The 20590-nt window shown below is 32.7% G+C and carries 21 protein-coding genes; 12 read left to right on the forward strand and 9 right to left on the reverse strand.

Annotation, left to right across the window (positions count from 1 at the left end; all coding sequences use genetic code 11):
- Positions 1 to 234 precede the first annotated feature (234 nt).
- Together NMY3_RS00485 and NMY3_RS00490 are read left to right on the forward strand one after the other, a co-directional pair.
- Positions 235 to 477: a hypothetical protein gene (locus NMY3_RS00485; RefSeq protein ID WP_196817005.1), complete on the forward strand. Its 243-nt coding sequence runs from the start codon at positions 235 to 237 to the stop codon at positions 475 to 477.
- A 27-nt stretch (positions 478 to 504) separates the two neighbouring features.
- The gene (locus NMY3_RS00490) at positions 505 to 1815 is read left to right on the forward strand and encodes a sialidase family protein (protein WP_196817006.1); all 1311 of its coding nucleotides are present in this window, start codon (positions 505 to 507) and stop codon (positions 1813 to 1815) included.
- 220 nt (positions 1816 to 2035) lie between these two features.
- Here NMY3_RS00490 and NMY3_RS00495 read toward each other — a convergent pair whose 3' ends face one another.
- Both NMY3_RS00495 and NMY3_RS16820 read right to left on the reverse strand, forming a co-directional pair.
- Entirely contained in the window at positions 2036 to 2659 is a 624-nt protein-coding gene (locus NMY3_RS00495; RefSeq protein ID WP_196817007.1) for a hypothetical protein, read from the reverse strand.
- Between the two features lie 166 nt (positions 2660 to 2825).
- A complete protein-coding gene (locus NMY3_RS16820) occupies positions 2826 to 3146 on the reverse strand; it encodes a winged helix-turn-helix transcriptional regulator (RefSeq protein ID WP_196818435.1) in 321 nt (106 codons plus the stop codon).
- A gap of 2157 nt (positions 3147 to 5303) precedes the next feature.
- Here NMY3_RS16820 and NMY3_RS00505 point away from each other — a divergent pair.
- From NMY3_RS00505 to NMY3_RS00520, 4 genes are all read left to right on the forward strand, one after another.
- The gene (locus tag NMY3_RS00505) at positions 5304 to 5558 is read left to right on the forward strand and encodes a hypothetical protein (RefSeq protein WP_196817008.1); all 255 of its coding nucleotides are present in this window, start codon (positions 5304 to 5306) and stop codon (positions 5556 to 5558) included.
- A gap of 567 nt (positions 5559 to 6125) precedes the next feature.
- On the forward strand, positions 6126 to 6719 hold the full coding sequence (locus NMY3_RS00510; RefSeq protein ID WP_196817009.1) for a dihydrofolate reductase family protein: 594 nt from the start codon (positions 6126 to 6128) through the stop codon (positions 6717 to 6719).
- Between the two features lie 1245 nt (positions 6720 to 7964).
- A complete protein-coding gene (locus NMY3_RS00515; RefSeq protein ID WP_196817010.1) occupies positions 7965 to 9014 on the forward strand; it encodes a cupin domain-containing protein in 1050 nt (349 codons plus the stop codon).
- Between the two features lie 446 nt (positions 9015 to 9460).
- Positions 9461 to 9901, forward strand: coding sequence for an SRPBCC domain-containing protein (locus NMY3_RS00520; RefSeq protein WP_196817011.1), 441 nt, complete (start codon positions 9461 to 9463; stop codon positions 9899 to 9901).
- Positions 9902 to 10449: 548 nt separating this feature from the next.
- Here the strand turns inward: NMY3_RS00520 and NMY3_RS00525 are convergent.
- Positions 10450 to 10692 (reverse strand): hypothetical protein, encoded by a 243-nt coding sequence (locus tag NMY3_RS00525; protein ID WP_196817012.1) that lies wholly within the window; start codon positions 10690 to 10692, stop codon positions 10450 to 10452.
- 412 nt (positions 10693 to 11104) lie between these two features.
- Positions 11105 to 11644 carry a VOC family protein gene (locus tag NMY3_RS00530; RefSeq protein ID WP_196817013.1) on the reverse strand — a complete coding sequence of 180 codons (540 nt, stop codon included), beginning with the start codon at positions 11642 to 11644 and terminating at the stop codon, positions 11105 to 11107.
- A gap of 343 nt (positions 11645 to 11987) precedes the next feature.
- Here NMY3_RS00530 and NMY3_RS00535 point away from each other — a divergent pair, with 343 nt between their 5' ends.
- Positions 11988 to 12290 carry a hypothetical protein gene (locus tag NMY3_RS00535; RefSeq protein WP_196817014.1) on the forward strand — a complete coding sequence of 101 codons (303 nt, stop codon included), beginning with the start codon at positions 11988 to 11990 and terminating at the stop codon, positions 12288 to 12290.
- Between the two features lie 630 nt (positions 12291 to 12920).
- Here the strand turns inward: NMY3_RS00535 and NMY3_RS00540 are convergent.
- Both NMY3_RS00540 and NMY3_RS00545 read right to left on the reverse strand, forming a co-directional pair.
- Positions 12921 to 13817 carry an arginase family protein gene (locus NMY3_RS00540; RefSeq protein WP_196817015.1) on the reverse strand — a complete coding sequence of 299 codons (897 nt, stop codon included), beginning with the start codon at positions 13815 to 13817 and terminating at the stop codon, positions 12921 to 12923.
- 238 nt (positions 13818 to 14055) lie between these two features.
- Positions 14056 to 14496: a hypothetical protein gene (locus NMY3_RS00545; RefSeq protein ID WP_196817016.1), complete on the reverse strand. Its 441-nt coding sequence runs from the start codon at positions 14494 to 14496 to the stop codon at positions 14056 to 14058.
- A gap of 334 nt (positions 14497 to 14830) precedes the next feature.
- On the opposite strand from NMY3_RS00545, the gene NMY3_RS00550 reads away from it, so the two are divergent.
- Complete coding sequence (locus NMY3_RS00550; protein ID WP_196817017.1) at positions 14831 to 15001, forward strand: hypothetical protein; 171 nt, start codon at positions 14831 to 14833, stop codon at positions 14999 to 15001.
- 241 nt (positions 15002 to 15242) lie between these two features.
- On the opposite strand, the gene NMY3_RS00555 is transcribed toward NMY3_RS00550, so the two are convergent.
- A complete protein-coding gene (locus tag NMY3_RS00555) occupies positions 15243 to 15713 on the reverse strand; it encodes a hypothetical protein (RefSeq protein ID WP_196817018.1) in 471 nt (156 codons plus the stop codon).
- The gene (locus NMY3_RS00560) at positions 15713 to 16015 is read right to left on the reverse strand and encodes a winged helix-turn-helix domain-containing protein (RefSeq protein WP_196817019.1); all 303 of its coding nucleotides are present in this window, start codon (positions 16013 to 16015) and stop codon (positions 15713 to 15715) included. The genes NMY3_RS00555 and NMY3_RS00560 overlap by 1 nt, the downstream gene beginning before the upstream one ends.
- A 186-nt stretch (positions 16016 to 16201) precedes the next feature.
- On the opposite strand from NMY3_RS00560, the gene NMY3_RS00565 reads away from it, so the two are divergent.
- The 3 genes from NMY3_RS00565 (at position 16202) to NMY3_RS00575 (ending at position 18142) form a co-directional block, all read left to right on the forward strand.
- Positions 16202 to 16825 carry a hypothetical protein gene (locus tag NMY3_RS00565; RefSeq protein WP_196817020.1) on the forward strand — a complete coding sequence of 208 codons (624 nt, stop codon included), beginning with the start codon at positions 16202 to 16204 and terminating at the stop codon, positions 16823 to 16825.
- 332 nt (positions 16826 to 17157) lie between these two features.
- On the forward strand, positions 17158 to 17790 hold the full coding sequence (locus tag NMY3_RS00570; protein WP_196817021.1) for a CBS domain-containing protein: 633 nt from the start codon (positions 17158 to 17160) through the stop codon (positions 17788 to 17790).
- Positions 17791 to 17908: 118 nt separating this feature from the next.
- Positions 17909 to 18142, forward strand: a complete 234-nt coding sequence (locus NMY3_RS00575) for a YwbE family protein (protein WP_196817022.1) — start codon at positions 17909 to 17911, stop codon at positions 18140 to 18142.
- A 347-nt stretch (positions 18143 to 18489) separates the two neighbouring features.
- Here NMY3_RS00575 and NMY3_RS00580 read toward each other — a convergent pair whose 3' ends face one another.
- A complete protein-coding gene (locus NMY3_RS00580; protein ID WP_196817023.1) occupies positions 18490 to 18951 on the reverse strand; it encodes a hypothetical protein in 462 nt (153 codons plus the stop codon).
- A 515-nt stretch (positions 18952 to 19466) separates the two neighbouring features.
- Between NMY3_RS00580 and NMY3_RS00585 the strand changes: the two genes are divergently transcribed.
- Positions 19467 to 20531, forward strand: a complete 1065-nt coding sequence (locus NMY3_RS00585) for an MBL fold metallo-hydrolase (RefSeq protein ID WP_196817024.1) — start codon at positions 19467 to 19469, stop codon at positions 20529 to 20531.
- Positions 20532 to 20590 lie beyond the last annotated feature (59 nt).

Consider the following 20590-nt stretch of genomic DNA (forward strand, 5'->3'; position numbering starts at 1 on the left):
GATTCCAACAATTAGAAATAGACATGGAAGCGGACATTGTTGAGTTTATTTTTAATTTATGAGAATTATTTTTCAAGTGCTCTATGAATTAGATTATGAGTTAGACGAATGTACTGTAGTATGTAAAATAAGAAATAAGAATCATGTGTAGAACCGGAATAGTTTTTCTTTTGTATTACAAGACTGGCTGATTCCTAGTCTAGTCTTTTTAGTTAACCATCTGAGTTTGCCATGGTGGATTTTGAATTCGATAAATGTACAAGAAAGGCTATTAATGCAATTGTAAATCATCACCTTAACGAAGAAATATCCATAAATAATTTTAAGATTTTAGGAATAATTGTACTCATTACTACTTTTGTATTTAGTAATAATTTACAATATCACAGCACAGCCTTAGCATCAAGTCAAAATTCTACTACAACATCATCAAATATGTCTAGTTCGATCATCGCTGCTATTAATGGATTTATCTAATCCATTAATAGTACGAATGGAGGCGATATGAGTCAAATTATCAATAGCAGTTTAAGTCAGGCTTCTTATACTACTTTTAATAATGCTTCAACGCCAGCCGTTGGTATTGATCCTACAAATAATAACATATATGTGGTCTATTTTAAGAACGAAACAGGCGGTGCAAATTTATATATTCAAAAATCAACTGATATGGGAAAAACATTTTCTCAACCAATTAGAGTAAATGATGTCAAGGATTCTATCAAAGTAGAGGAGCAATGGAGTGCCCCAGCATTGTCTATTGGACCTAGTAATGACATTCATGTGGTATGGTACAAAGCTGATCATAGCAATCCTGATAAATATCCATATGGTCAGGTTACGCTCCAATACAGCAAGTCTGTGGATGGTGGTATAACCTTTACGCCCGCTGTAAATCCGGCACCAAATGATCCAAAAGGTGAACAATATTATCCATTTTTGGCTGTATTACCAGATGATAAAGTATACATTTCATATCTCAATTTAGACTATGATAAACCCACAGATATGTCTGGAACTCCTACGGTATTGAGAGTGGTAAGTTCTCAAGATGGCGGTAAGACATTTTTGAATAGTACAGTAGCTGATCACTCTGCATGTCAGTGTTGTTCTACGGTTGTTAAATTTGGACCCCAAAATGACATTTACGTTACATCCAGATCTACATTTCAAAACAATTCAATTGCCTTAACCAACGATACTAAAACGGATTATCAAATAGATGGAGGTCAAAATCAAACTATAATTAGAGACATTACGGTATCACATTCTACAGATGGACCAATAGGACAGAATTTCACCACTCCAGTACAAGTAGGAAATGATCGTTGGTTTATGAATGGATGTCCAGATGCAGGACCTGGAATGGATTTTGATAAAAGCGGTAATATGCATATAGCATGGTTCACAGGAAGTGAGTTTGCACCAGAGGGACCAGGATTCTATTACACAAAATCTAATGATGATGGTGCTACTTTCAATAATCCAATTCCAATCCATTTGCTTTCAGAACAATGGATTCCACCTACCACCCAGTATCTAAAGACCGATAAGTACGGAAACTCATGGATAGTATTTGTAAATTCTGAAGGTCTAAAAAAGAGCGATACTTATAGTGAAGATTATAGTTTTGAAGGTCACGGTACTGTACACTTGGCAGTTGTAGATAAGAATGGGATCATAGTAAAAAATGGTAACTTTGCTCCTGGCGACATTACAAAACATTACCCCTTTACTACTGGATCTGATGACCTAATGTTGATTTCATGGATGGACGGTGACGATGTTAAACTGGCTACCTTACCGGTGCTCTAATTTTTTTAAAAACATTACAAGATTGATATTTTTTTTAAAAATCTCTGATATTTGATTAACTATCATTTAGGAGTTGATAACTGTTATAATGAATTAGAATTGGTGTGATCATTCATAAGGGTTTTTGTTATCTGATATATTAGATATAGAAATCGCTAATTCTCTTACATATTCGCACTCGTATTCGACTTCATTAGACCTACATCAAAAAATAGATAGATTATGTTTTGGTTCCATTTAGCATTTGAGCAATTTCAAATTGAGATGTGTAGGGTTCTGGCAATCCGGTTCTATCTTCTGGACATTCTAATCCGCCAATCAAAGCTTTCCTGTCAACTCCATTTGAGATCGTAACAGTAGAATTATCCGGAGGTACATCTTCGCCTAAAATTGGATTACAACTAACTGTGTTATCGAAACTTGTTCCATTTATGTCTCCATATACTCTAAAACTAAATGTTGTTGGAATGGTGGGATAAAAAGTCTCTGATTCATATACACCCAGTTCTCCAAATGCTGGATCTAGGTTTGATGACAGGGTTTTATTTCCAGCCATTATGTCTACCTTTAATGAATTTTCAAGTCCCGTAATTGGTTGTGTACCATCCGCTTCTGGATTAGTTGGATCTGTCATATTTGGTGAGGCTACTGTTAATACTACGTTTGTTTTGTCATCAACAGCCACAGGTTCATTGGCCCATTCTACCTCCATGAGATAATCTTTTCCATTTATAGAGTACAGAGCTATCTGATGCGCAAAGGAGGATTGTAAGGCGGGAACTACCAGTAAAAGTGCAGAAATTCCAAAACAAAGGACCATATTCATGAGAATTTTATTGGTCAATGTTACCTCTAATATGCTTAAAGAGTATATAACCAATCTTGTTCAATCATCGAAGTTCAGTATAGACGCTAGCAGGAATAAAACTAATAATTTTTTAGAAACAGAATAGATGATCTACACACAAGCAACAATGCGAGATAGTTTTCTTCTTTTATTTGAAAGTAATTCACAGATTGTCAATTAATGAAATGTAGTTATCAACACTGCGGTCTAATAAAGTATCAGCGGCTCTGTATAGCAATTTCTCAACTAATTTTGGATTCTTTAGAGAAAATTCAAATAATTCATCTCTTTTCTTTTTTAAAACGATGTTTGATTCAAGCAATCTTTTTAGATTCCATGAAGTCGTAGAAGGTGCCTTATTGATATGTAATGTTATTTCAGAAAAAGATGTTCTTCTTTTGGTATGTAGTAGGATTAGTATTTGTCTTGAAGTTTTATTCTTAAATATCCAAGCATCACCGCTTCCTCTACAGGTGTTAAAAATGGATAGTACCTAGTAATATTACCCTTCTCGGACCTCAGTACTTTTATCATTAAATTCTTTTCTAAAGTCAAAAGATGATAGGACAAAGTTCCATTATTAGATCTCGTGAGCCTCAATGACTCTCGATATCTTATTCCTGGAATGTGTGATATGATGTTAAAGATTAAAAGTTTATTACCTTCTTTTTGGTATTATTTACTTTTAATTTCTGTAAATGGGATTTTTCTATAGTGGACAAATCCATCATTTTTTATCAGATCTTAGGACACCACAAGTAAACAGAACGAGCATACACAATAGCAATATGTGTGAAAAATCTACCTCAATCATAGGCACATAAAACGTTGTAGCAAAATGACTAGCTTGTAACAAATAAAATATTTCTAGAATTAAAAAAATATGAAACTAAAGAAGGTTAGTAATAATTTCTTGCTCTTTAACTTGCGATATGAAATAAGTGATATTGTTGTTAGGAATATTGCAATATCTAGACTGAACATATGAATTAGAATATGAATTAGAATATGATAGGACATCGTTGGATGCGTTATGTGAGGAATCAGGAATGGATATGCAATAATGGAACTAAAAGATAATGATAAAACTAAAAAGAGGTTGGTTTTATTGCTAAGGAAGTTCTTTATATACCCATAAAAATAAGAATTATATTCTCCGTTCAGCAATGAATTTATAATTTAATAAATAGTTTAAAAAGAGATTGGTACAAACATGAAACTAGGTTTGTTTGATAATATTTTATTTTTCAAAATCGAGCTTTTCATCATTAGTTTATTTTATAGGGTTTCTAGTACATTCAACGAATGTACTAGAAGTTATTTAAGTTAGGGTGTCGAATCATGTATGACCGACCCATTATAGGAACAAGTACAAAAGCAAATACTAGTGTCTCTTTGCGATAGTAAATAGTGGCAACAGATCTACGCAATCCTGTCATTATTTACTATTTGCTGCAATCGTAGAATAATGGTTTCGTAATAACAATTTTCCAAATAATAAGAATTGTGAAATATGATATATCAGCTAATTATATGTGTTAATTGCTTTCTTATTTGGTAATGATTTATTTTAGAAAGTGTTAGTACAAATTTTCAAATATAATTAGGCATTCTGCCATTTGCTAAAATCAAGAATATTAGAATTGTGAAGAATATCTAATTATAGTGTAAGATGACTTTATTTAAATTTGAATGACCCCACTTTTCATGAAGGCTAAGGCTGTACACAAGATTAAATAATAATTATGATTTTGGACAAACAGAAGGAATAGATGCAATTTTCATATAAATCATATAAAAATTGCATATTTAACAAGTACTAAGTATCTAATTTTACTATATGTTATTTACCAATCAGTCCTAAACATATAAGCACTAAACTTGAAACAAAGGAAATACTGTGGGATTACCCAATGGAGATTTGGCTCATTATGATCACTACTAAAAAAACAAATCTCTCCCACTTTATTTCTAAACCTTTTATGATTACTTTATTCTGATTCAATAGGAATATTACCAATATTCTTTACTTGCAGTGATGATTGTGAATCACACATCCTCTTTTTACAAATTTGTGTAAACAAATGCTGTATTGTTGTTTGCCGAAGGGATATGACTTGTTCATGTATCAATGGATTCATTAAACGCTATTTGACATCTCACTCAGGTTCTCATTGTATTACCAAAATTATTCAAATACGGCTGCAAATTTGCAGAGTTAAGCGCAAATAACACCAAAATAATATCCGTATTGCATGTATGATAATTTCTAAATAGTGTATCGTTGTATTCATATTTACACAACCCGTATTTCACAACCCCTGAAAACTGTAATATTGTGGACAGAGAAATCTGGAAAAGTAGCGGCATACTAATAATCTATCCACAATATTTAACAGATTATTCCCATGATTTTTCGCTTTGGATGTTCATGTTGATCTTCTAACTGGTGTTCTATAATAAGAATACTTGACGTAATTATTATGCTATATTTTCATATGTATCTCTTTTCTTTCATGTTATATGTTACCAAGTATTTATTTAAATTTGAATTGCAGTAACATTTGTCACAACAGTCAAATCTCTTATTTTAACTATTAATTCTACAATATGAATAAATCAAAACAACAAATCAAACAACATGAAAAAAACATGGTTAGTTGCAGTATTTGTTACAACCGTCTTGATAGGGTCAATAGTAACTAGCCAGGACAATTTAGCATTTGCAGGTGGAAAACATAAAAAATCTAATGAAGCACAACAGGGAATATCACAACTTCAAGCATTGAAACAAGCATCTAGTGTGAGCTCGGGAGGGGATACCCTACTATCAGGAAATAATTTGGGATTCCTTTTTAATCTTAATGAAGGAAACAATGCATTAGGACAACAGTAAGTTTTTCTAGAAACAGCAATTAACAAACCTATACCATATTTTTTTATTTTCTTAAAAACGATTTTACAAATATTATATCTTCGTATTTTAGATTAATTAATCACAACAATTGTTCTAACATGTAGGAATTGTGGAAGGATATGTCAATCAAAAGTAACAGGAGCACTGGTTGTTAGGTTGAACCCATTACATAATCAGATTTGTTACTAATCCCCATGGATATATTCAACCTGAGATAAGATTTTCAAATATTCAGAACTTGGTTAGGATTCTACTCTGCTTTATTCTTGACCATCTGGAGATACACCTGATCTGACTTTTGCGTTATTTCAAAACTTGTAGATATGGAGACTAAAATTGAATTAGAGACAACAATATGTGAAGAAATTATTGAACAAAAAGGACTTTTAATATACTTTTGATCCCCTGTATACTTATTAGGACCCTTCATGTCCTACTATCAATGATTAATCCTAATTTTCAAAAACGTTTTTTTTTTTTTGGATCGATGAAATTAATTAGAATTGGAAAGCAGGATCCTTAGATGAATTATAGGAGAGAGAAAGAATGAACGATAACAAAAAGGCAATGAGAAAATTAAAATTACATGTAGAAATATCTATAGACGGTTGTATAGCTGGACCAAATAATGAAATGGACTGGATAGACTTTTCTTGGAATGAAAAACTCAGAGAATTTGAAGACAGGTTGCATGATCCAGTTGATACCATTCTCTTGGGAAGAAAAATGACTAATGAATTTATTTCCTATTGGTCGAATGTTATTAACAAACCTGAAGACCGGGAATATACATTTGCTAAAAAAATGATAGAAACATCAAAGATTGTTTTTACTAAATCTCTAACCAAATCAGAGTGGCCAAATACTGAAATAGCAACTGGCGACCTAAAGGAAGAAATTACAAAGTTAAAGAGCCAAGAAGGTGGAGATATCATAGTTTATGGTGGTGCTTCATTTGATTCCTCATTGATTAGAGAAAACTTGATTGATGAATATTATTTGTTTATCAATCCCGTTGTAATTGGGAATGGGAAGACCATATTTGGGGATTTGAAAGAGATTCGTAAACTATCCCTTATTGAATCAATAACGTTTGACTCTGGAATAGTTTTGCTCCACTATGAAGTAAAGAGAAATTGAAAACATGAGATCTAAATAAATAAATGGAAAAAATCTTTGGTTTTTTTATGTATTATTCCATTCCATTCCGCAAACCACAGTGTAAAGATACCGGTTCGGATCACTCCTGACTCACTTATTTCATCATATTATCCAAATTCCATCTTATTTATCATTAAAACCTGTGATTAAATTCAATATTGAACGTATCTCCCATAGAAGAAACAGATTAATTAGCCAAAGGTTAATGCAGCGCTTGCATGTAGGTAACAGTATAATTATAATAATACGCCTACACTTAAAACTTGAAATGTTAAGCAGACTTCCCCAATATCAATCAATTAAATCAAGGAAATATGGACAATTTTTTAGACTAGGATTAAAGACTATGTATAATATAGTATGTATATAAATATTTTATTTATCTTTTATTATAACATTATTGAATATCCTATTTATACCAAGTTAGAAGAATTTTATCTATACGGCTAAGGTGTTAACTGCATCCGTATAGTCCAATAGAAATGAGGATTAGGGGTTTATTGCCATAGACAATAACCTCATTTCTTGGTCTCTATAGTAAGGAACTTTGGTTATAAGATCGAATGTATCCAACAAACATTACCCAAACAAGTATCATTAAGCATTGGTTTTGTTTTGTTTTTTTTAGCCAATATTGCCCGAACCACATATGTGAAAATTATTGGAAAATGAATTCTTTTATGATTTTTCCTGTCAAATAACATCAGAGTAACATGAATTATTTATTAATAGTTTTATTCGATTAGGACAAAAATATTAACTTTAACCTCAGCTTAATGTTTCAGTCGGACCATTCAATTTTTCTTATTGTGTTTATTTGCATTATAGGATGAGGATGTAAAATAATGCATCGAAGAATGTACAATAATCTTTAGTAAATTATTTTCTTTTTATCATGTATAGCTCCAAATGGATTAAAAGAGAACATGGATCCTGTAAATGTACCGTAGTAGGCAGTTATTGTGAGACTTTTAAAATATCAACAAAAGTGGGTAGGAATTATATAGCGCCAAATGTGTGTGACCTTGTATAGTTATTCATGTTTAATTTGGATTATTTCTTCGTCTCTGAGAAGATGAAGGAACGATATCTATATCCTATATTATTTTGAAAAATTGGTTGCTTCATAAACCTATCATGAGTCATTAAGATCATCAACAATTGTCAGCTAATATTAAAAGATCTCATCACAAAATTTATTAACATTATCAATAAAAAAAGAAAATGAACGATCACAAATCTTCTCCTATCATTTTTGATTTGGATGGAACAAAACCTCAATTTTCTACGCCATATGGTAACAGGACGATAATGAATGCGGATAACTTTCCAGTTTTAAAAGGGATGGGAGCAGTCTTACTTCGCCTGGAAAAAGGTGGAGTTCGGGAACCCCACTGGCATCCGAATGCAGTTGAGTTGAATTACTGCATTTCAGGAAACGCTAAAATGACTATCTATAGTAATAATGCTCAAAAAGATACATTCATGATAAATCCTGGACAATTGACTTTTATACCTACAGGATGCTGGCATGATATTGAAAACATTGGTGAAGAAGAGTTAAAAATTGTTATTGTTTATGATAATGAACGCTTTGAAGATTTGGGAATATCGGGATCGGTTGGGTCTTTACCTTCACGGATTTTGAATAGCATCTTTGGAATTAACTCACCCGGATTATTTGATGAATTAGAAAACGCATCATCTAAGGATGTAATATTTGGCAGGAAAACAATTGATAATTCTAAAATCAGTAGTAACAACGAGATCGAAACATCAAATTTGCATACCTTGAATCTTATTGATACTACCCCCCAGGTCCAGACTCCTGGTGGAACTGCCGTTTTGGGAAGTTTACCCTATTTTCCAATACTCAAAGGTCTATCAGTATTTCTCCTGGATCTAAAACCAAAAGGAATAGTAGAACCTCACACTCATCCGAATGCTGGAGAGCTGAACTACGTCATAGAAGGGAAAGTTCGATTTACCGTATATAGTCCTAACAAGGAGATAGAGACATCTGAAATAGGCAAAGGTCAAGTCTTTTTTGTTCCTGCAGGATATTTTCATTATCTAGAGAATTCAGATGATGTAAATAACGGTACAGTAGCTTCCTTTTTTGGTAATGAAAATCCAGAGTTTATAGGGCTGGTGGGAGGCCTCAGCTCATTTTCTGACGAGGCACTTGTAGCTGTATTTAATACAGACCAAAAATTCTTTAGTAATCTTCCACGACTGGTGAAAAATGTGTTAATTGCTCCTGGATTAGGTTGAGACTTGAACAAACTCATGAAATTAAACTCTACAGGCATTCTATTTTTTTATCAATATCCTTAAATGAAATCCTAATTCAAATTATATCCGAGTAAGTATCCACAATATATTCTATAAAGATATTTAGGTGATTTTAGGCAGATTGCCGATATTAGAGTAAATCAATGAGTTTATTTGAATAAAAAAAGTGGTATGCGGTCAATATGCTACTACATTATGTTTTGTTTTGATTTTTCTTACGGATTGTGTTGATAAATCTATTGGTTGTCATAAATAATCTCTAAAAAATCAGTTACAACTTGTATAACTTAAATTCCTTCTCATACCCATTCATACCTATCTCTGTTTTGGAATGAAATGATATTTAAGCCAAACAACTAATTTCTACTGGAAAAGGCATATCATCAAGAAAGTATAAACGACTACTTTTATCAATAGGATATAAGTTGAAAGAAATTCTTACAGAGATCGATATTAACGCATCTGCTAGTAAGACATGGGAAATACTAACAGATTTTGGAAACTTTTCACAGTGGAACCCTTTCATCCATCAAATAGATGGGACACCAACAGTTGGCACAAAGCTCAAAATACATCTTCATACATCAGGTGGAAAGAATAGAACTTATCAACCAACAGTAACTAAGATGGAACCTAATCGTGAGCTTCGTTGGTATGGAAAATCAATCATACCAGGATTTTTCAATGGGGAACGCATTTTTACGATTGACTCGTTTGAAACAAATCACGTGCACTTTGTACATAAGGAGATCTTTACAGGAATTCTTGTAAGTATCATTGGAAATAGTTTGGATAAAGACATGTATCAAAGTTTTACGAAAATGAACGAGGCCCTAAAACAAAGGGCTGAACAGATGGCCATTTGATCGATATCGAAATTTATTTCCCAATAATCACGATGCTAATCGATATCCTTGAATAATCAATAAAACAATAAATTCGACTTGATAAGGATCGATTATGTAACTTTATCGATATCTATGAACCTTTCTGGGATATGAGAGAACATGGTATAGAGTTAGATAGCAGTATGGTCGGGACAAGATTATTTGAATAAACATCAATTAATAAATAAACAATATTTTTCTACACACACTGTCATAATTGAATTTGATCGACATAGAGATGTATTTGTTACCATCACCATCAACCAGATCTATTTGGTTTTGTTTTCGACCTTCCGAATATTTGCTAGTAATGTCAAGGGTTGAATATGTATTTAAAACGATAACTAAACAGCGATATCCAATGTTGTGATTGTGGCTTTACTTTTTTGTAGAACCTACACGGGTTTATTTTGATAGGTTATAGTAAACAGTTACTATTACTCATTACTACTTGGAAACATATTTGGAGTATTTCTTTCTTTTCCAAATAGGATTTTCGAAAGAATTGATTTAAGTATGAGATTAAACTAATCTTTTACCTTATACAGATTTTCAGCCTCTTCCTTTGTTACTCTAAACCATAAGTTATGTCCTTCATATTTCTCTACCAAATTCTTAGGGATTGAATATACCTCTTTGTCAACAACACCGGTCTTTGTAATTACATTGTCTTGTCGTACTTCTTGTACTTCTCCAAGATCAGCATCATTAATACCTCTTGCTTCTTTTTTTATGACGTCGGCAAAGTCAACGTTATTGTCAGTGCTCATAAGACCTCTTACTTATTAAACATTAAATACTAGGATCTTTTTCTTAGCATCATTATTTTGTTTTTGTATTCTTCAATACTAGTTAAATTGACAGCCCCTTATTGAATCAAGACACCAAAACCTTGTAGATGGATTGCTATTGGATACAGATCTTAATAATACGACCTCGTGTATTTTTCTTGATCAACTTTTAATAACTTTTAATAGATATATTCATAACAAAAGCTTGACAATCTCCCCATAAATTAATGTATGATCATAAGAAAAGTGTAAAGAAAGATAATCTCAAGGTTATCGATGAGGTACGCCAGCTCTGATTGCAAAATCTATAATGGTAATTAGCTTCAATAGTTTCATACGAAAGAAAAAAAGGAAACAGAATTTTAAAATTTTTCATAAACCAAAATTGATCCTAAGATTTCTCAAAGGCTTGAATTAAAGTTTGTATATCGAGCTTATGCATTTGAAGCATTGCTTTCATCACCCTTTGTGATTTTACTTGATCCTTATCTTGTATCATTTTAAATAGAACCTTGGGTACAATCTGCCAAGAAACACCATATTTGTCCTTGAGCCAACCACATTGCTGTGCGTTCTTGTCACCGCCTTCCGACAGTTTATCCCAATAGTAGTCCAGTTCTTCTTGAGTGTCACATAGCACTTGAAATGAAATGGCTTCGTTGAATTTGAACACTGGACCACCATTAAGGGCCATAAATTTTTGATTTTCTATATCAAAGTCTACTGTCATCACAGTACCTTCTTCCATTCTGTGAATTTCATATCCTTCTTTTCCATATCTGGTAACTTGACCTATTTTTGAGTTTCTAAAAATTGAGACATAATAATTAGCTGCTTGTTCAGCTTGATTATCAAACCAAAGAAACGGAGTAATTTTCTGTATATGGGTTGGTTTCTCTTCATCTGTTTTTGATATATTTGAGTCATTCATGAAGAAAGATATAAGTTGAAAATATAAAAGTGTGCAAGGGATCAAAAGTATAGTCACAGCTCTATTTTAAAGACATAAAAAGAGAGGCATTACGAATGCAATTTATGTTCCATATTAACATAGGATTCGTTCTAAAAACATCATTAAAGGAATAGGATATCCTATTAAACCAGTAAAGTAGCTAATTTTTTGCCCCTAATCTCTTCACCCATATCTCAACAAAGCGGACTTGACGTGGATGATAGTTCTTTACTAGAATCTAATCCTACCTCCCAATAATATTTGATGCTGAATTCATTATACTATAGTAAATAATTAATTAGCTTGATTCTAACTACTCTGTATGTCTGATAACCCCATGCGGATGAGGGAATTTATGGATGCCAATTCGCCTTTTATTTATTTTTTCTTTGAAGGTTTAACGCATGAATTAATAATCGATTTTGACAAGGAGATCTTGGTTCTTCGTCCATCTAATGATGATAGAAAAGCCCATCGTAATGAATTTGAAAAATCAGGTGGTAACCTTTTGTATCTTAATTTTTTACATGATGCAAAAGAAAAGTCGATTACAATAACAGATCAAAATGGTATAGAAGTTATTTACTTTAACTATCTTAGCTATTTTAAACATGGAAGGCTCTAATCAATATCCAACTCTGTCTGATTTACATTTATTTAAAGATATAAAATTAGCCTAGAGTAACGACTAATTATTTAATTTACTTTATTTTATTCCTGCGATTCAACTACAATATAACTGAGTCCCACATTGACTCCCATCTTAATGCCTCAATAAACTCCAATGAATATAAGAACGAGAAGATTTTTACCTTGTTTGATTTATGGCATTATGAAATTGAGTTTTATGTAAATTCTTTGACATTTTGATTTTATCCTTGAATAGTTTAACCAAAAACATTCTTTCTACTAGATTATGCCATTAAATCCATAAGAATTGAGTTAAATCAAAAATTAAATTTCAAAAAGTTTTTTAATATGTTCAACTATATTCAAACTACCGACAATTTCTCCCTATAAGGTCTTGCGTTCTACATGTAAGACCTTATTAAAATTTCATACTATAGGCCAGGAAAAAAGACGTTGATAAATTTCAATTACGAGTACAAGATAAATATTCCCGCCGGTCAATCGATGTAATAAATCAAAAAAGGGAAATCAGTCCATTTGACAAGTCTTTACAAAGATAAATGTGACTGCGAGTTTACAGAACCAAAGCAAAAATGTTTGAAAAATTTCATAAATACGGTTTGCCTCATAACAAACCTGCCACTATACAGGATACAAAATTTTTTGCAATAGATCCGCTAGGATCCAGATTTGGATTATAGATGGTTATTGTCATTCCAATTGCCTTTTGAGACGAAATGAGGATTTTTAGAAGGTAGGATAATTCGGAAAATTCTAACCCGCCATTACCCAATCTATAATCAACGGCTGGCATTATTCTGTCATCCAATACATCGGCATCTAAGTGAATCCAAAAACCAGACAAATTCTCTCTCGTTAGAAAATTTGAAACTGCCAGAGAGGCGGCTTTTTTAATTCCTAAATTTCGTACATCAGATAGATCTAATACCCGCATATTGGTATTTCTTATATCGTTACTTCCGTAACTCTTTGATTGTTCAGCATCACGATATCCAAATACTACGATATCCTTATCCAAAACAAGTGGTTTTAGACCTTCAATATTAGAAAGAACATCTGGTCCTCTGCCTGACACAAAAGATAATTCCATATCAGCAACTTCCCCAGTCGTTGAGGCCAGAGGTTGATAAAAATCAGAATGTCCATCAATAAAAAACAATCCATATCTTCCAATTTTTCTCAATCCTAAAAGGACGCCAATGAGAATGCTGCAATCACCTCCAAGAACGATCGTAAAATTCTTCTTTTCTGTTTCAATATTTACTATTTTAGAAAGATCTTTTGAAAATAACGCAATAGAAGCACCATTCAACAAATGTGTGATTGGGTCTCGTTTAGGATCGTAGTACATTGATGGTTGAACACGGCCCGCAAAAGTTGCATTCAATCTATCCATTAACCCTGCTTTCTTCAATGCTTTTGGGAGATTTTGTACTCCCGAATTTCGTAATCCAAGGATTGAAGGGGCATCTATTATTACATATCTTGATCCTTTGGCCAATCTAGATCATAAACCATGAAGTTATTTTTTAGGTTATGCATAATTTTTGATTAGATGGAATCAGATCTTGTTTATGTATAAATTTCAAAAAACAGTTGCTACATATAAAATAGGAAAATTGATAATAATCTTCTAGAGTTGAAAGAAAATTCTATGGGTATTAGATTCATAAAGATACATCTGTTATATTTGAAGTATCAAATGACTATATAGAACAAAAGGAGGAGGAGAAGATTATTTAGCTTTGTGCTAATGCGTTACTTCCTGTGTTTTCTTGACTCTGGACGTTAATGTTGTTACCAGAGCCGATTGTGTCTCCACCAGATACTACTTGGCTGTTTTGGTTAGAGGACTGAGATTGACTGATACCTTGTTCTGCAGAGTTTCCACCCTGTCCACCTTGTGCTAATGCATTGTTTCCACTATTCTTTTGGTGTTGGAAGCTGACATTGTTGCATGAGATAAAGGTTGTTACACCTGATACACATTGTGCATTTTGGTTTGATGATTGTGATTGATCTATGGACTGTTTTGCTTTATTTTTCTTGTTGTGTGTGGCTAAAGCATCATCTACGTTTAGCATTGGACTGACAAATAGGGCTAATGCTACCACTATTGCAATGGATGCGACAAAGAGTTTTTGGTTTTTGTTTTTGTTGTGAATATTTGTTTTATTCATAGATTTGATACTGTAGAAAAATATATGGCATTTGCTAACTGATTGCAATACTCTAATATTCTAGCAGTTTTAGAATTAGACTAAAAGGAGCATCTCAATGGAAAATAATTAATCAATTTTTTCTAAATTGCGAACAATTATCTAATCTTAGATTGGTGGATTATTGTCTAGCTGTTTATTATGTTTTTTCCACCCCTCAAATTTAATTAATTACACTATGTTCGATGGTTCTGTTTGATGACACTGATAGATTATTTAACGCATGGCTTGAGTAGAGCGGTTAATTCCTGATTTTACCAAAACTTTTAAGAAGCATCAAATCTCAAAAATAACCATGGTCAGAAATTTAATACCCACTTGTAGTAAATGTGGTAGCTTCGTCAGTGATCACATAGAACCAGAAGTAGAAAAAGAAGGCCAAATTAAAGAAGGAAAATATGTTGACAATGTTTGGGTTTGTAATGAATGCCTAAAGAATAAACATCTTGATATGAATACAAAGTAACCGATATGTCACTCCATATGAAAATATGATTGATCGGATCTAAATTATTCATTTAGATATTTAGCATAAAGTCAAATAACGTGATAGTATGTAATTTAAATTTGTTTACCAATACTATACACGTCAAGACAACCTATATAACGATTGATTAATTCACAATCGCAAAAAGAATATCGTTTTTATGAATAGATAAAAGTTAGTCTGGTGACGCCAGAACTATGACATAAAGTTATTTGGACGGTTAGGCATCATCTTTTCCCAAATCTTTGTCAATTTTTTTCTGTAATTCTCTGTATTTCTTGTATTTCTTGTCCCATTTTGAAAGAATAAACCACTGCCTAATCCCTATACCCAGCCACACGATAAATACAATCACAGGAATTAGTGGCAAGTATCTAAATGGAGAGTGAAATCCAGAATTAGAAGTAGAACTGGAGCCATCCCCCCAAGAATCATTCCTTGTCCAATTATTGTAGCCACCATCATGAAACGGAAACCCAAATAGCATAAATGTTAACATAAATGCTATCGGTGGAATAATCATAATGGTTAGTAACATAATAATGAAGAGTTTCTTGGTTTTATTTAGTTGATCAATTATCCCATCCATTATGTAAAAAATACTTGAATCTGATCTTGTATTGTTGTTATCAGAATTATCTTTGTTGTTATCAGAATTATCTTTGTTGTTATCGCCGTTTGATTTTTTCATTAATCTCGCCCCTCCTTTTCATTATTTCTTGGAAATAGTTCTTCATAAGGTGCTAGAATTTCATTCAAAATTAATCTTCCTCTTTCTGAGACCTTGTAGTTGATTATGACCTTGCTACCCCAATTTTCTTCCATTCTACTGATCAGTCCTTTTCTAACCATATCATCCAAGATTTCTTTATGTTTAACATTATTCAAACCACAATAACTCATAAGCTTACTCTGATTGATTTCACCATATTCACAAAGTTTCAAGAGAATATCCTTCCTGATAAATATTCGATCACGGTATTCATGAACCACAATGAATCAATTAAAGAGGGCAAAGTTCTTGATAACAAAATGTTTTCATATGTCCAATTAGGGTATCGTTTGACCATTCTGTAAACATATTCATAGATATGCAGATATTCATCGAATAAACATAGTACAACATACAGATTATGTATAAAACCATAGGGGAACAAAGTTACGTCTCAATGGTCCGACATGGTTAATATAATCAAATATTACATTTTCAGGGTGATAGAATCACAAAAATTAAGAATAGAAAAATCTATGAAAGCTACTGCCACTGTAACATCCGTAACAACAGTAGCAATTATTGCATTTTCAACGCTACTTGTTTTGTTCTCTGGACCTACCGGCAGTAGCATCACTATGACAGCCTACGCAGAGCAAACAGACACTATCAACCTCACAAAGATAGTCAATGCATCAAAAGATAAAGTGTGGAATATCATCTCAAATGTGGATAAGAATCCAGACTATTGGCCAATATCGATTGTAAAAAACATTAGCAAATCAGACAACACTGTGGAAAGAGAAGTTACTGTTCCTGCACCACCCCTCATGGACAACAAGGCTCACCAAATAATATCTCTTATTCCAGATCAATTTACAATTATCGAAAATCAAACTCAAGGCGCCGTTACGGGAGTAAAAACTATATCTTTACTACAGGCGGAAAATGATGCCAATAAGACCGAAGTTAGCATAGTTTGGAATCTAGACTTGTCTAAAATACCTGGCATTGGAAAGGGATTCGCAAAAGACGGCATAAGTAAATCTGTAGATGAAGCACTAAACAAGATTGCGGATGATTCTAAATAAACAAAAAGGGAATGTTCGGAAAGTAATAAGTAGGAATTGGTACCACCTTTTGACGTCAGAATTGGAAATACTTGCCCATCAATAAGTATTTGGATTTTTTATATTACCGCTCAGCAAGGCAGAATTTTATGATTTTCTAATCACTATTTTTAATTATTTGTATCTTTTGGATTTTGGCTTGAATTAAAAAAAGATCTCTACTTTAGTGTTCCTTATGTACAAAACAATTTTTGATATATAATAGATAGTGGGACAATAGTTCATTGGATTTGAAGTGAATATATCATTAGAACTTCATGTGACAAATACATCAAGATGGAATTAATTATAGAATGAAAAGAAATAATCATAGTATTGTACAAGTTTGTAAAGAAAATGAAGTTAATGCATTTATACCAACGAATACAGCTTTATCTTTGTATATGCCAATGCCAACCCAAGGAGCAACAAAAATTAGCAAAATAATGACTAAAAAACTCGAAACTGTCGGATCTACCTCGTCTGCACAGGAAGTCGCCATAAAGATGAGGGATAAACAGGTTAGTTCAATTGTAGTAATGGATGATAGATTTGGGATACCTCTAGGAATTGTCACAGAGAGAGACCTTGCAAGAAAAGTATGTGTTACTGACAAGAATAGTACTCAATTATTAGCAAGCCAAGTAATGTCGTTTCCTCTAATTACTGTGAATGCTGATTTATCATCTTCAGATGCAGCAGATTTGATGTTAAAGAACAAGGTAAGACATTTACTCGTCATATCTAAAGATTCAAAACAAACGATGGATAATGATGAGGCGCTAGAAAATAAAGATCTCATAAGACCTGTTGGTATAATTACTACAACAGATTTTATAAAATTTAGTCTAACCTCTGATACGGATTCGGATAAAGATGCAAATGAAGATAAGAAAACTGAGGATATTTTAGAATATTATAGAAATGACTCGAATCATTCAGATTAAATCTCTTGAGTGACTATATGGTGAACAAAATAATTTATCAACTAAAATCTGTTTACATTAATCCCACAGATAGACTCATTCAATTTCTTTTATATATGATCATATAATTAATATGCCATTGTCAGGGAATAACAGAGAAATTATCAAAATTGGGTCAACAGTAAGAGTGATAAAAAAAAGCGACCAAAAGACAGGAAAAATAAGTGAAGGAGTAGTAAGAGAAATATTGACCAAATCCAAATTTCATCCCCATAGAATCAAAGTAATTTTAGAAGATGGAATAACGGGTAGAGTTAAGGAGGTAGTCAACGTATCAATTAAGAAGGACACATCAAAAGAAAAACTCCTCTAAGAGCAGAAAATTCTCAGATATTATTTGAAAGAGTATAGCCTCTATTCATGGTTGCTATTCTATAATTCCGTTCCTCTATCATAGTAATTCATCTTCACATAAGTTTTCATATCAAGAAATAGATCGATCCTATCATCATGATAACAAGATAGAAATCTCATTTTGGTTTGTCCTGTATTTTTGGCATCTACAAGTACTGCTATGGCATGGTGGCTCAACAAAGTGGTACAGAATAGGCAAAGATGGAAAGAGCACCAAATACATAGAGATGTTTTCCACTAGATCGATATCCATTATCATCGGAATTTGTTAAATTCAGTGATCATGTTCTTTTATTATATATTCAATTATTTTTTCCCTTGTTCAGCCTCTTGCAAATATTTTTCTAGTCTTTCTTGAATGGCTTCTTTTGAAATAAGGCTAAAAGACGCAAAAGGTTTCTTTAGTCTTGCCTCCCGAGCCCACAATTCGTACAATCTTCCCTTGATTCTATTTACATCACTATTTGTTTTTGATTCTTTTAAGACTTTTATAAGAAATGTCAAACCCTCAGAGGTAACAGACAGATGTGATTTAGATAGCACGGCATCCTCTTCGATATGAATTAGACCATCATGCTGTAAGTCCTCTAAGAGATTCCACAATTCAAGAATTGTTGGATAGTCATAAACTAAACTTAACTTTAGCAATCGCCAGATGTCAATCAAAGTGAATGAAGAGACCTCATCAGATTCTGACGCCTTTTCTGTCGATTTTACATATCCTAAGTGAAATAATATCCACATCCGAACGAATTCATAATTCTTCATTTTTATAAACTACACTACCTTCTATTCTAACACTTTTTATTCAAAAACTTTCCAAACTTATGTGACTACAATTCAAAAATCAAGAATGATGAGCAGGATTTTACCATATCTATTCCTGTAATTAGATGCAAGTATGATATAGAGTATAGCTATGTTCTTTTTTGAGTAAATTACTTAGAATATACGCTGTTGTTATTGTCACCGGTGTAGTTCTCTATTTCACTATTTTTGGTAATTGTTTTGGACCAGTCCATTTATATCGTTGACATCACATAAAAAATGTATTACAATCGCTATCGGATTGCACTAATTAATTCTAGCCGTTTTAGAATTTGGAATTTGAATAAAAAGAGAATATTTGAATAGGAATCTAAGAGGTTTTTTCATATAATAGAAACAAGAGATTCGATTTATTAACACCAAAACAATAAGATCGATACAAATATCACATACTGGACTTTTTTGATTCAATTCTAATAGGAAACTTTTTTTTAATTAAACTCTCATTTGTGTGTGTGACACTCCCCGAAATTGACAGTTTATCGATTACCTTATTAGTGGATAATTATACTGACAGGCTGTTACCATCAACATCAATAGCAATTCGCCCTCCAATGATGAAAAATGAACAATTTCTTCCTCCCCCTCCACCAGTGGCAGAGCATGGTTTTTCAACTTTGATTAGAGTTGCATCTAATGACAATGTGGCAGGTCAAAACAAAGGCCAATCACTCAAAGAAAACATGATATTATTCGATTGTGGAACCAGTGAGAATGGCGTTTTATCTAACGCTGAAATATTAGGAATAAATTTCAATTCCATAGATTCCATCATACTTAGTCATGGACATTTTGATCACTTTACTGGCCTCCCAAGTATCCTCAAAAGAATAGATAAGCCTATTAAATTAATTTGTCACCCGGATGCCTTTTTGAAAAGATGGATAATATTCCCTAATGGCAAGGATAAGGCAAGATTGCCTTTTCTCGATAAAGGGGAACTACAAAGGCAAGGAGCAGTCATAGTGACAAAGAAAGACCCCAGTTTAATTTCTCAAGACAGCATAGAAGAATATCAATACGAGATGAACGAGAATATTGTTGCCGACAATTCAATACCTAAATTACTGATTACTGGTTGGATTCCACGAACGACAACTTTTGAAAAGGGATTTCCGTTGCAGTACAAGGAAGACATCAATACAAATAACCTTATTCCCGATCCTTTGGTAAATGATGACCAAGCTATTGTCGCAAATATTAAGAACAAAGGTTTGATAGTCATAAGCGGTTGTGCGCATGCTGGTATCATTAATACAATTAGATATGCTAAATCCCTTACCGGAATTAACAAGATCTATGCAGTGATCGGGGGTTTTCATCTAACTGGTGGAGGAATTTATGAGGATGCGATCGAACCAACAATAACTGAATTAAGAAAAATAGATCCAAGATTTTTGATCCCATGTCATTGCACGGGATGGAAAGCTACCAACCGGATAATTCAAGAACTACCTGAAAAATTCCTACAACCTAGTACTTGTACTACCTTTACCTTTACCTTCGATTCGACCCTCTAACGTAACTATGGTTGGCATGGGATACGAAAGTTTAGTATATACTCAAGTCTGCTGAGAAG

Origin of the sequence: Candidatus Nitrosocosmicus oleophilus, from assembly GCF_000802205.1 — an archaeon.
GTDB lineage: Archaea > Thermoproteota > Nitrososphaeria > Nitrososphaerales > Nitrososphaeraceae > Nitrosocosmicus > Nitrosocosmicus oleophilus.

Coding starts and splice junctions, on each gene's coding strand:
- NMY3_RS00525 (WP_196817012.1), bottom strand. CDS start 10,692: ATGAGCACTGACAATAACGTTGACTTTGCCGACGTCATAAAAAAAGAA.
- NMY3_RS00570 (WP_196817021.1), top strand. CDS start 17,158: ATGAAAAGAAATAATCATAGTATTGTACAAGTTTGTAAAGAAAATGAA.
- NMY3_RS00530 (WP_196817013.1), bottom strand. CDS start 11,644: ATGAATGACTCAAATATATCAAAAACAGATGAAGAGAAACCAACCCAT.
- NMY3_RS00580 (WP_196817023.1), bottom strand. CDS start 18,951: ATGAAGAATTATGAATTCGTTCGGATGTGGATATTATTTCACTTAGGA.
- NMY3_RS00515 (WP_196817010.1), top strand. CDS start 7,965: ATGAACGATCACAAATCTTCTCCTATCATTTTTGATTTGGATGGAACA.
- NMY3_RS00510 (WP_196817009.1), top strand. CDS start 6,126: ATGAACGATAACAAAAAGGCAATGAGAAAATTAAAATTACATGTAGAA.
- NMY3_RS00535 (WP_196817014.1), top strand. CDS start 11,988: ATGTCTGATAACCCCATGCGGATGAGGGAATTTATGGATGCCAATTCG.
- NMY3_RS00505 (WP_196817008.1), top strand. CDS start 5,304: ATGAAAAAAACATGGTTAGTTGCAGTATTTGTTACAACCGTCTTGATA.
- NMY3_RS00565 (WP_196817020.1), top strand. CDS start 16,202: ATGGTTAATATAATCAAATATTACATTTTCAGGGTGATAGAATCACAA.
- NMY3_RS00550 (WP_196817017.1), top strand. CDS start 14,831: ATGGTCAGAAATTTAATACCCACTTGTAGTAAATGTGGTAGCTTCGTC.
- NMY3_RS00545 (WP_196817016.1), bottom strand. CDS start 14,496: ATGAATAAAACAAATATTCACAACAAAAACAAAAACCAAAAACTCTTT.
- NMY3_RS00555 (WP_196817018.1), bottom strand. CDS start 15,713: ATGAAAAAATCAAACGGCGATAACAACAAAGATAATTCTGATAACAAC.
- NMY3_RS00490 (WP_196817006.1), top strand. CDS start 505: ATGAGTCAAATTATCAATAGCAGTTTAAGTCAGGCTTCTTATACTACT.